Source organism: Streptomyces sp. CO7, from assembly GCF_053474865.1.
On sequence record NZ_JBRIOU010000001.1, the window covers coordinates 383,432 to 391,714 of the forward strand.

Consider the following 8,283-nt stretch of genomic DNA (forward strand, 5'->3'; position numbering starts at 1 on the left):
GTTCACTCTCCCCCGTCGGCCCCGTCACCTCCCCGGCCTAATTTCGGCCTTGACGGCGGGGAAACCGTCGCAAGGACAACCCCCCGCCACCGAAACTTCGCACGCCGCCACGCGAACGAAACGCACCCGGCGGCTCCCGGAAGGAATCCACGAAAAGTGACGCTTCAGCGCAAGACCCGGCGCAAGACCCCGCGGGCCCTGACCCTCGGCGCTCTCGCCGTTTCCGGCGCCCTGGCCCTCACGGCGTGCGGCTCGGACGCGACGAACGAGACCGGCACGAACGACAGCGCGGCCAGCGCTCAGGCCGGCGACATCGACTGCGGCGACGCCAAGGGCCAGCTCCTCGCGGACGGCTCCTCCGCCCAGAAGAACGCCATCGACGCCTGGGTCAAGCAGTTCGCCGCCGCGTGCAAGGGCGGACTGCAGATCAACTACAAGGGCTCCGGCTCCGGCGCGGGCATCACCGCGTTCACCCAGGGCCAGGTGGCCTTCGCCGGTTCCGACTCCGCGCTCAAGCCGGAGGAGATCGAGGCGTCGAAGAAGATCTGCAAGGACGGCCAGGCGATCGACCTGCCGATGGTCGGCGGCCCGATCGCGGTCTCCTACAACCTGCCGGGCGTGGACGAGCTGGTCCTCGACGCCCCGACCCTGGCGAAGATCTTCGACTCGAAGATCACCACCTGGGACGACGCGGCGATCAAGAAGCTGAACCCGGACGCCGAGCTGCCGTCCACCAAGATCCAGGCCTTCCACCGCTCGGACGAGTCCGGCACCACGGACAACTTCACCAAGTACCTGATCGCCACCACCCCCGACAACTGGAAGTACGAGGGCGGCAAGTCCTGGCAGGCCAAGGGCGGCCAGGGCGCCTCCGGCTCCAGCGGCGTCGCCCAGCAGGTGAAGCAGACCGAGGGCGCCATCGGCTACATGGAGCTCTCGTACGCGAAGGACGGCCAGACCGTCTCCATCGACACCGGCGCCGCCGCCCCGGTCGCCGCCACCGTGGAGAACGCCTCCAACGCCATCGCGGACGCCAAGATCGTCGGCACCGGCAAGGACCTGGCGCTGGAGCTCAACTACGCCACGAAGGCCGACAACGCCTACCCGATCACCCTCGTCACGTACGAGATCGTGTGCGACAAGGGCAACAAGGCCGAGACCCTCCCGGCGACCAAGTCCTTCCTGAACTACATCGCGAGCGAGGACGGCCAGGCGCTGCTCGCCGACGCCGGCTACGCCCCGATCCCCGACGAGATCATCGGCAAGGTCCGCGAGACCATCGACGGCCTCGCCTGATCCCCCGAGCCCGGCCCCGGGCCGGGCTCCGTCCGGTGCACCGCCGCCAGGAGCCGTCCGGACCGCCCCAGCCCCGACCGGGGCGGTCCGGCACCGGCCTCCGCAGACCGGAGATCCCGATGGACATATCGACACAGAAGTCACAGACAACCGACGACGAAGCGCGCCCCGCGACCGGGGCCACGTCCGGCGCGCCGGACGCCGCGCACCCCGATGCCACGCACCCGGACCGGACGCCGCGCGACGAGCGCACGCCCGTCACCGCCCCTGACCGGAACGCCGCCCCGGACCCGGACGCCGCCCCGGCGTCCGTGACGTCCGCGCCCCGCACCGCGACCCGCCGGGGCGACCGCGTCTTCCTCGGCCTCTCGCGCGGCTCGGGCATCCTGCTGCTGGCCGTGATGGCCGCGATCGCCGTGTTCCTGAGCTACCGCGCCGCCCTCGCCATCAGCAGGGACCAGGGCAACTTCCTCACCACCTTCGAGTGGGACCCCAACAGCACCGAGCCGGTCTTCGGCATCGCCGTGCTCGCCTTCGGCACCGTCGTGTCGTCGGTGATCGCCATGCTGATCGCGGTCCCGGTCGCGGTGGCCATCGCCCTCTTCCTCACCCACTACGCCCCGCGGAAGCTGAGCGGCCCCATCGCCTACGTGGTGGACCTGCTCGCGGCCGTGCCGTCGATCGTGTACGGCCTGTGGGGCGCGCTGGTCCTGGTCCCGCACATGAACGGCCTGTTCAGCTGGCTCGACACGTACCTGGGCTGGACCGGGATCCTCGCCTGGCAGGGCGGCGCCCCGCGCTCGATGCTCACCGTCGGCATCCTGCTGGCGATCATGATCCTGCCGGTCATCACCAACGTGAGCCGCGAGGTCTTCCGCCAGGTCCCCAAGGCGCACGAGGAGGCGGCCCTCGCCCTCGGCGCCACCCGCTGGGAGGTCGTCCGCATGTCGGTCCTCCCCTTCGGCCGCTCCGGCGTGATCTCGGCGTCGATGCTGGGCCTCGGCCGGGCACTGGGCGAGACCATGGCCGTGGCGACCGTGCTGTCCCCCAGCTTCGACATCCAGGCCAGCCTCCTGGACCCGGGCGGCGGCACCTTCGCGCAGAACATCGCCAGCAAGTTCGGTGAGGCCAACGAGCAGGGCCGCGACGCCCTGATCGCCTCGGGTCTCGTCCTGTTCGTGATCACCCTGGTGGTCAACGGCGCCGCGCGCATGATCATCGCCCGCCGCAAGGAGTACTCGGGGGCCAACGCATGAGCACCGCAACCGTCCTCAAGCCCGTCTCCCTGCAGGGCGCGCGGCTCCCGAAGTGGGCCCCCTGGGCCGTCGCCGTCACCGCGGTCGCCGTCGCGGTCGCCGTCGGCCTGGCGGCCGGCCTGCACAGCCGCGTCCAGTGGGGCCTGATGGCCGCCGTCCTGTTCGTGCTGGGCACCTACGCGCTGTCCGCCAAGGTCGAGGGACGCCGGCAGGCCAAGGACCGCGTCGCCACCAGCCTGGTCTGGGTGGCCTTCCTGCTGGCCGTCGTCCCGCTGCTCTCCCTGGTCTGGGAGACCGTGGTGCGCGGCGTGAAGGTCCTCGACGGGTACTTCCTCACCCACTCCATGGGCACCGTCGCCGACGCCGAGCCCGGCGGCGGCATCTACCACGCCATCCTGGGCACCGCGCAGCAGGTGGGCCTGGCCACCCTGATCGCCGCGCCGGTCGGCGTGCTCACCGCGATCTACCTGGTCGAGTACGGCCGCGGCGCGCTGGCGAAGGCCGTCACCTTCTTCGTCGACGTGATGACCGGCATCCCGTCCATCGTGGCGGGCCTGTTCATCCTGAGCCTGATGCTCATGTTCGACCTGCAGCCCTTCGGCTTCGCCGGCTCGCTGGCGCTGGCCATCCTGATGATGCCGGTCGTCGTCCGCTCCACCGAGGAGATGCTCAAGCTCGTCCCCAACGAGCTGCGCGAGGCCTCCCTCGCCCTGGGCGTGCCCAGGTGGCGGACCATCCTGAAGGTCGTCCTGCCCACCGCGATCGGCGGCATCACCACCGGTGTGATGCTCGCGATCGCCCGGATCGCCGGCGAGAGCGCCCCGGTCCTGCTGCTGGTCTTCGGCAACCCCTTCATCAACGCCAACCCCTTCGAGGGCGCCCAGGCGTCGCTGCCGCTGTACATCTACCAGCAGTACGTCAACAGCGCCGGCTCGACGGCGGCCTACGACCGGGCCTGGGCGGCGGCGCTGACGCTGATCGCCTTCGTGATGGTCCTCAACCTGGTGGCCCGCGGCATCGCCCGCTGGAAGACGCCCCGCTGAACTTCTGGAAGTGACTGAAATGGCCAAGCGAATCGACGTCGGCGGACTCTCCGCCTTCTACGGCGCCCACAAGGCCATCGAGGACATCTCGATGACCGTCGAGCCCCGCTCGGTGACCGCCTTCATCGGCCCCTCCGGCTGCGGCAAGTCCACGTTCCTGCGCACCCTGAACCGGATGCACGAGGTCGTCCCCGGCGGCCGCGTCGAGGGCAAGGTGATGCTGGGCGACGAGGACCTGTACGGCCCCGGCATCGACCCGGTGTCGGTGCGCCGGGAGGTCGGCATGGTCTTCCAGCGGCCCAACCCGTTCCCCACCATGTCGATCTTCGACAACGTGGCGGCCGGGCTGCGCCTGAACGGCGACCACAAGAAGTCCACGCTCGCCGACATCGTGGAGCAGTCGCTGCGCGGCGCCAACCTCTGGAACGAGGTCAAGGACCGCCTCAACAAGCCCGGCTCCGGCCTCTCCGGCGGCCAGCAGCAGCGCCTGTGCATCGCCCGGGCCATCGCCGTGCAGCCCAAGGTGCTGCTGATGGACGAGCCCTGCTCGGCGCTCGACCCGATCTCCACCCTCGCCATCGAGGACCTGATCGGCGAGCTCAAGGAGCAGTACACGATCGTCATCGTGACCCACAACATGCAGCAGGCGGCCCGCGTCTCGGACCGCACCGCCTTCTTCAACCTGGCCGCGATCGGGCAGCCGGGCCGGCTGATCGAGATCGACGACACCGAGCGGATCTTCTCCAACCCGTCGGTCAAGGACACCGAGGACTACATCTCCGGCCGCTTCGGCTGACCGGGCCGTCCTCACCAGCTCCTCGCGGTGCTGCATGGCGGTGCCACCGCGAGGCCCAGGGGCCCGCGCCCGACCGGCGCGGGCCCCTCTCACAACCTTCACACCCTCCACGCGCAGGAGGCGTGGTGGGCCCTTGGGACTAGCCCGTCCGTGCCATGCGCGAAGCGCCTCCGTCTCCTTACTCTGGGAAGCCCGTACGGCTACCGGCAGAAGGAGGGGTGATCGGCGTGGCTCCGCTCGGCGCTCCGGGACAGGTCCAGGACCAGATCGCTCTCGCCGAGATAGAGCTCTGCGGCGACCTGATGATCGCCGCCTCCTCGGCGAACGTGGACCGGCTCAGCCAGGCGAGCATCGACGAGATCCTCCGCGTCGGCGAGGACCGCCGCAGCTCGCGCTGACCGCCGCGGCGCGCGGCCCGCGCCGACCGCCCGCGGCCGCGAGGCTCAGGTGCGCAGCATGCGGGCGATGGCCTTGGTGGCCTCCTCGACCTTGGCGTCGATCTCGTCGCCGCCCCTGACCGCCGCGTCGGCGACGCAGTGCCGCAGGTGCTCCTCCAGCAGTTGCAGCGCGAACGACTGCAGGCCCTTGGTGGAGGCGGACACCTGCGTGAGTATGTCGATGCAGTAGACGTCCTCCTCGACCATCCTCTGCAGGCCGCGGATCTGTCCCTCGATCCGCCGCAGCCGCTTGAGGTGGTCGGCCTTGCGGGCGTGGTAGCCGTGGTGCTGCCCGTGCTCCTCGGCGGCGGGGGCCTCCCCGGCCGACCCGACCTCCGGCATCGTCGCCATCTCCGGCAGCCCTCCTCGCCTCACATGTCGCATTCGTCACTTCCGGGCCCCGGCGGCCGGCGCGAGATGCATACCCCTGCCGGGTATATGGTACTCGCGTTCGGTGGGTAGATGGGGGTACGGCCGCCCGGGAGCGGATGGGCGACACTGAATCTCGGCCAGCACGCTCCATTAGCAGCGGCCCCCCGATGGGCCTAGCATCACCCTGACCGATTCGACAGCCTCCGAGGACCCCACGTGCGCTTTCGTCTGACCCCGAGGGAGACGAGCTTCTACGACATGTTCTCCGCATCCGCGGACAACATCGTCACCGGCTCCAAGCTCCTGCTGGAACTGCTCGGCGCGGAGCCGTCCGCACGGGCCGAGATCGCCGAGCGGATGCGGGCCGCGGAACACGCCGGTGACGACGCGACCCACGCGATCTTCCACCAGCTGAACTCGTCCTTCATCACGCCCTTCGACCGCGAGGACATCTACAGCCTCGCGGGCTCGCTCGACGACGTCATGGACTTCATGGAGGAGGCCGTCGACCTGGTCGTCCTCTACAACGTCGAGGAGCTCCCCAAGGGAGTCGAGCAGCAGATCGAGGTGCTGGCGCGCGCGGCCGAGCTGACCGCCGAGGCCATGCCCAACCTGCGCACCATGTCCAACCTCACGGAGTACTGGATCGAGGTCAACCGCCTCGAGAACCAGGCGGACCAGATCCACCGCAAGCTGCTGGCCCAGCTCTTCAACGGCAAGTACGACGCCATCGAGGTGCTGAAGCTGAAGCAGATCGTGGATGTCCTCGAGGAGGCGGCGGACGCCTTCGAACACGTCGCCAACACGGTGGAGACGATCTCGGTCAAGGAGTCCTGAGCTCTGACATGGACACCTTTGCTCTGATCGTGACGGTCGGCGTCGCGCTCTTCTTCACCTACACCAACGGCTTCCACGACTCCGCGAACGCGATCGCCACCTCGGTCTCCACCCGTGCGCTGACCCCCAGGGCGGCGCTGGCGATGGCGGCCGTGATGAACCTGATCGGCGCCTTCATGGGCTCCGGCGTCGCGAAGACCGTCAGTGAGGGTCTGATCGAGACGCCCGAGGGCTCCAAGGGCATGGGCATTCTGTTCGCGGCTCTCGTCGGCGCGATCGCGTGGAACCTCCTCACCTGGTACTTCGGTCTGCCCTCGTCCTCCTCGCACGCCCTCTTCGGCGGCATGGTCGGCGCGGCCCTGGCCGGCGGGATCACCGTCTTCTGGGACGGCGTCCTGCAGAAGATCGTGCTGCCGATGTTCATCTCGCCCGTGGTCGGCCTGGTGGCCGGCTACCTGGTGATGACGGCCATCATGTGGATCTTCCGCCGGTCCAACCCGCACAAGGCCAAGCGCGGCTTCCGCATCGCCCAGACCGTCTCGGCGGCGGGCATGGCGCTGGGCCACGGCCTCCAGGACGCCCAGAAGACGATGGGCATCGTGGTGATGGCCCTGGTCATCGCCGACGTCGAGGAGTACGGCGACGCGATCCCGGTCTGGGTCAAGATCGTGTGCGCCCTGATGCTCTCGCTGGGCACCTACGCGGGCGGCTGGCGCATCATGCGCACCCTGGGCCGCAAGATCATCGAACTGGACCCGCCGCAGGGCTTCGCCGCCGAGACCACCGGCGCGTCGATCATGTTCGTCACCGCGTTCATCTTCAAGGCGCCCATCTCCACGACGCACGTGATCACCTCCGCGATCATGGGTGTCGGCGCCACCAAGCGCGTCAACGCGGTGCGCTGGGGCGTGGCCAAGAACATCGTGCTGGGCTGGTTCATCACCATGCCGGCCGCCGCCCTGGTGGCCGCCGCCTGCTACGGACTGGTCCACCTGGTCGCCCTGCTCTGACGCGGCCCCCGCTCGCCGGCCGGCTCCTTCGCCGGCCCCGCCGACGGCCTCGTGCCGCCCCCGCGCCCGGGGGCCGCGCGGGGCCGTCAGCGTGTGGCGATCCGTCCGTCGAAGATGTCGCCCGCGGCGGGCAGCCGGACGTCCACCGGGGCCCCGAAGTCGTACAGCATCGTCGTGGACGTCACCACCACCGTGCGCCGCGCCTCGTTGAGGAAGCTGAACTCCTGCCGGACCTTGCGGATCCGTCCCTGGCCGTCGAGGTACACGTCGAACGGGACCTCGGCGCTGGCGAACCCTTTCGCCGCCGCCCGCAGTCCTTCCCGCCACCCCGACCGGGCGAGCGCGGCGGCGTCCCCGAGGTGCGCCACGCCCTCGTAGCGCCGCACCTGGGTGCCCGCGAAGTCCGTCGTCCCGCGGTACTCGGCCCGCCGTGCGCCCCGCAGCAGCTCCGCCGCCGCCAGCGGGTCCGTCGCTCCGTTGGTCACCAGGTTGCCGTCGGCGGAGTCACCGGCGTCCACCCGCACCCACTTGTCCTCCGGGACGCCCTCGCCGCGGTTCTTCAGGTACACCGCGCCCGGGGTCAGCAGCTCGGTGATCGGCCGCCGCACCGCGCGTCCGGCGGGCTGCTCGGGCAGCGTCACCCACAGCTCGCCGCGCCGCTTGCGGTAGTCGTAGACGCCCTCGCCCCGGATGACGATCCGGGTGCCGCCGGTGGCCATCGCCATCGAGGTGCTGGCCCGCGAGGTCCCGGCCGCCGCCAGCCGGCCCGCCGCCTGCCGCACCAGCTCCCTGGGCTCCCGCGCCCCGTCCGCGCCGCCGGCCTTCCGGTCGTCCGCGGCGGCCCCGCCGGAGCAGCCGACGACGCCGGTCATGGCCGCGGCCGCCGCGGCCGCCACGGCAGCGTCCACACCGGCACGCCGCATCCGCCGCCACCGTTCCATCGCCTGCACCCCCATGCCGGTTCGTCCGCCCACGGGCCCTTGCCGTTCCGGTTAACGACGGGTAGCACCCCCCGTCACGCACAGCGGCCCCGGTTTCCCCACATGGGCGGGGCCCGTACCTCCAAGAGGTACGGGCCCCGTCGTTCGTTGCCGCCCGCCCGGGCGGCGGGTCGGGCGCTCAGGCGGCCAGGTCGCGCGCCCCGCCCGGCCCGGTGGGACGGTCACCGGACGCCCGGCCGTCCGTCCGCGCGGCGGCGCCGCCGTCGTGGTCCTCGCGCGCCACGTCGCCCAGCAG

At 70.8% G+C, this 8,283-nt stretch carries 9 protein-coding genes; 7 read left to right on the forward strand and 2 right to left on the reverse strand.

The genetic code is table 11. The annotated features are described in order from the left end of the window. Positions 1-156: 156 nt before the first annotated feature. The 5 genes from pstS (at position 157) to ACOV8S_RS01850 (ending at position 4,789) form a co-directional block, all read left to right on the forward strand. The gene (gene pstS / locus ACOV8S_RS01830; protein ID WP_448315611.1) at positions 157-1,296 is read left to right on the forward strand and encodes a phosphate ABC transporter substrate-binding protein PstS; all 1,140 of its coding nucleotides are present in this window, start codon (positions 157-159) and stop codon (positions 1,294-1,296) included. 119 nt (positions 1,297-1,415) lie between these two features. Continuing rightward, positions 1,416-2,552 (forward strand): phosphate ABC transporter permease subunit PstC, encoded by a 1,137-nt coding sequence (pstC, locus tag ACOV8S_RS01835; protein ID WP_448315613.1) that lies wholly within the window; start codon positions 1,416-1,418, stop codon positions 2,550-2,552. Continuing rightward, positions 2,549-3,595, forward strand: coding sequence for a phosphate ABC transporter permease PstA (gene pstA, locus ACOV8S_RS01840; protein WP_448315615.1), 1,047 nt, complete (start codon positions 2,549-2,551; stop codon positions 3,593-3,595). Before pstC ends, pstA begins: the two co-directional genes overlap by 4 nt. A 19-nt stretch (positions 3,596-3,614) precedes the next feature. Continuing rightward, positions 3,615-4,391 (forward strand): phosphate ABC transporter ATP-binding protein PstB, encoded by a 777-nt coding sequence (gene pstB / locus ACOV8S_RS01845; protein ID WP_351112831.1) that lies wholly within the window; start codon positions 3,615-3,617, stop codon positions 4,389-4,391. A 218-nt stretch (positions 4,392-4,609) separates the two neighbouring features. Beyond that, entirely contained in the window at positions 4,610-4,789 is a 180-nt protein-coding gene (locus tag ACOV8S_RS01850) for a hypothetical protein (RefSeq protein WP_448315617.1), read from the forward strand. Between the two features lie 45 nt (positions 4,790-4,834). On the opposite strand, the gene ACOV8S_RS01855 is transcribed toward ACOV8S_RS01850, so the two are convergent. Further along, positions 4,835-5,170, reverse strand: a complete 336-nt coding sequence (locus ACOV8S_RS01855; RefSeq protein ID WP_448315678.1) for a metal-sensitive transcriptional regulator — start codon at positions 5,168-5,170, stop codon at positions 4,835-4,837. A gap of 246 nt (positions 5,171-5,416) precedes the next feature. Here ACOV8S_RS01855 and ACOV8S_RS01860 point away from each other — a divergent pair, with 246 nt between their 5' ends. Further along, a complete protein-coding gene (locus tag ACOV8S_RS01860) occupies positions 5,417-6,037 on the forward strand; it encodes a DUF47 domain-containing protein (RefSeq protein WP_382558900.1) in 621 nt (206 codons plus the stop codon). Between the two features lie 8 nt (positions 6,038-6,045). Continuing rightward, positions 6,046-7,047, forward strand: coding sequence for an anion permease (locus tag ACOV8S_RS01865; protein WP_448315619.1), 1,002 nt, complete (start codon positions 6,046-6,048; stop codon positions 7,045-7,047). A gap of 86 nt (positions 7,048-7,133) precedes the next feature. Here the strand turns inward: ACOV8S_RS01865 and ACOV8S_RS01870 are convergent, their stop codons facing one another. After that, a complete protein-coding gene (locus ACOV8S_RS01870; RefSeq protein WP_448315680.1) occupies positions 7,134-7,988 on the reverse strand; it encodes a hypothetical protein in 855 nt (284 codons plus the stop codon). Positions 7,989-8,283: the final 295 nt, after the last annotated feature.